Source organism: Otoolea muris, from assembly GCF_943193115.1.
GTDB lineage: Bacteria > Bacillota > Clostridia > Lachnospirales > Lachnospiraceae > Otoolea > Otoolea muris.
Genome location: NZ_CALPCY010000129.1, coordinates 1 through 2,166, shown reverse-complemented (window position 1 = coordinate 2,166; position 2,166 = coordinate 1). Strand labels below are relative to the sequence as shown.

Here is a 2,166-nt window from a genome sequence, read left to right as displayed (position 1 = left end):
TTCCAGCACAATCTGCAATACCAGTTCTATGCTTGCCGTATCTCCCTCAAAACACTTTGTGAGGAAATCATCATCAAGCAGGCGAAAACCTCTTAGCCTCTGTAAATCTTCCTGATGTTTCTGGTCTATCTGTTCCGTCACTGTCAATCTTCCCACCTGCTTTCCCTTCCGTTTTTGTATCTCTATACTACCATACAATCGAAATATTTTCAATCATATCCAAACTTGTCTACACTGAAGAACCAAAACTCTCTATCCCTATCTTGCCCAATTTTCAGTTTTCGGTTTTAATTGAAGACGCAATGTTTGAATTATTAAATTCATTATCATTTCCAATAGTAACACTTTGATCATTATAAATCAGAACATAAATATGATTCACTATTTCTTTCAATTCTTGTTCGCTCTTATTATCCACATCAATGTCTAACTCATCCAAATTCCCAAATTGTTTTTCAAGATAGCGCAAAATATCCAGTAACTTGTTTTCAACTTTCGGGAAAATATTTAAAATTTGTGGCATATTTAATTGTATCTCAGCTGATTGTATGACCATCCCCATATCATTATTACACTTTGCAATATATGGATAATATTCAGCAGGAATTATTCTTCCTATGGATGTTCCCTTTTTTTCATATTCATGTATTGTCCCTTTTAACGCACCTACACTTTCTCTCATATTTGCATAATAAAATATTTCCCGCTCGTTTTCAGGCATATTGCCTAGCGATAAAGGCACATTACTGTATTTTAAGAATCTTGACATAGTTCCTTTTATATAGGAGCAAAATGACTGTCCCGAAATCCGTCGATATTCAGGCACTTCCACATCATTCGGATATCCCTCTATTTCATAATTAACCCATTCTAATAATCTTTCGTCATCAAATTCCTGTAATAATACTTTTGTCCTCTTTAATGCTATCTGTGTATCAATGCTTCCATTTGCTAAGTCCTTAATTATCTGACTCTTAGCCATCAAAACCACCTCTCAATCCAGCAAATAATATCTGTCCAAAAAGTAAATAAAAATAAAAATGCAACAATAGCTGAGATGATAAATCCAGAAATCCAAGGATGCTGATCATAAAATCTTTTCTTTTGTTTAGTTTGTCTAGACTCTTCTTTTTCTACGACATTAGAATTTATAATTTTTCCTTCAATTTTCTCTGCAATATTGGAATTTGTAAATTTATTTCCATCGCCTATTTGTATTCCCATGAATCAATTTCTCCTTACTTGTCAAAGAACATATTATATCTGCTTATATAATGCCAAGATGAATCTTCTATCTTAGAAAATCTAACATCGACCGTTTGCGTATATTCGTATCCTACTGTGTTTCTTAGCTTAAAAATAAATTCAATATCTAAATAGTCTTTTTGCAAATCAGATTCTTTTAAATTTAACAAAACTTTCAGTTTATTAAACCTATTATCTTCTGTGAAAAATCCATCTACTGGTTGTCCAATTTCATATGTAACTCCATTAACACTATAACTTGTACTCCGTAAAATTACATCAGCTTTTATACAATAAAAACCAATTCCAATACCATCATTTAGATTAAATTGGTCTAAAAACCTTACTTCCTCGCCTTTTATCGTAGGTATATTACTTTTTTGTATGATAAAATATCCCTTTTCTCTCGATATAGTTTGCTGGTTTATCTTCCGACTTAATATAAGCTGACCAATCAATATCGCTGCTTGCGTAAACAAAATAATAACATTCCATATTTCTGCTTTGCTCATATTTTTTAGTCCTCCTGCAAAAATTATACAGTCTTACCAAAGAGATAGAAATGTTCCTTATTACCTAAATTTCTATTTCACGTTCACATATTTTCTAAAATTAAGTCCAAGTGCAAATTCTTTGCTATAACTGAAAGGTACTTGCAACAGCTCTAATAATTATATCACTAATGAAAGTTGAATTCGTAATATGGATATGTGTATTATACCACGAAAGGAAACTACCAACAATAAAAAAACAGAACTTAATCTGCCAGTCTGATTTTACAAGCCGGGAGCCAACGCATTTCTGATTCCCGGCCTGTTTCCGTTATCGCTTTTTCACATCTGCTGTATCTCATTTTTCAGCATACGCTTGATTTTGTCGCTCATGGTTTCCTTGCTCGTCTTGCTGAAATGAACCCGCACA

At 32.7% G+C, this 2,166-nt stretch carries 3 protein-coding genes and 2 pseudogenes; all 5 read right to left on the bottom strand.

The genetic code is table 11. The features are described from left to right. Window positions 1-186: pseudogene (locus tag NFS31_RS28125) on the bottom strand (nuclease); the annotation flags it as partial. 88 nt (window positions 187-274) lie between these two features. Further along, entirely contained in the window at window positions 275-982 is a 708-nt protein-coding gene (locus NFS31_RS26525) for an AbiTii domain-containing protein (protein WP_172540337.1), read from the bottom strand. Next, a complete protein-coding gene (locus NFS31_RS26520) occupies window positions 982-1,224 on the bottom strand; it encodes a hypothetical protein (RefSeq protein WP_160264294.1) in 243 nt (80 codons plus the stop codon). The genes NFS31_RS26525 and NFS31_RS26520 overlap by 1 nt, the downstream gene beginning before the upstream one ends. A gap of 14 nt (window positions 1,225-1,238) precedes the next feature. After that, window positions 1,239-1,757 carry a hypothetical protein gene (locus NFS31_RS26515; protein WP_172540338.1) on the bottom strand — a complete coding sequence of 173 codons (519 nt, stop codon included), beginning with the start codon at window positions 1,755-1,757 and terminating at the stop codon, window positions 1,239-1,241. Window positions 1,758-2,078: 321 nt separating this feature from the next. Next, window positions 2,079-2,166: pseudogene (locus tag NFS31_RS26510) on the bottom strand (transposon-encoded TnpW family protein); the annotation flags it as partial.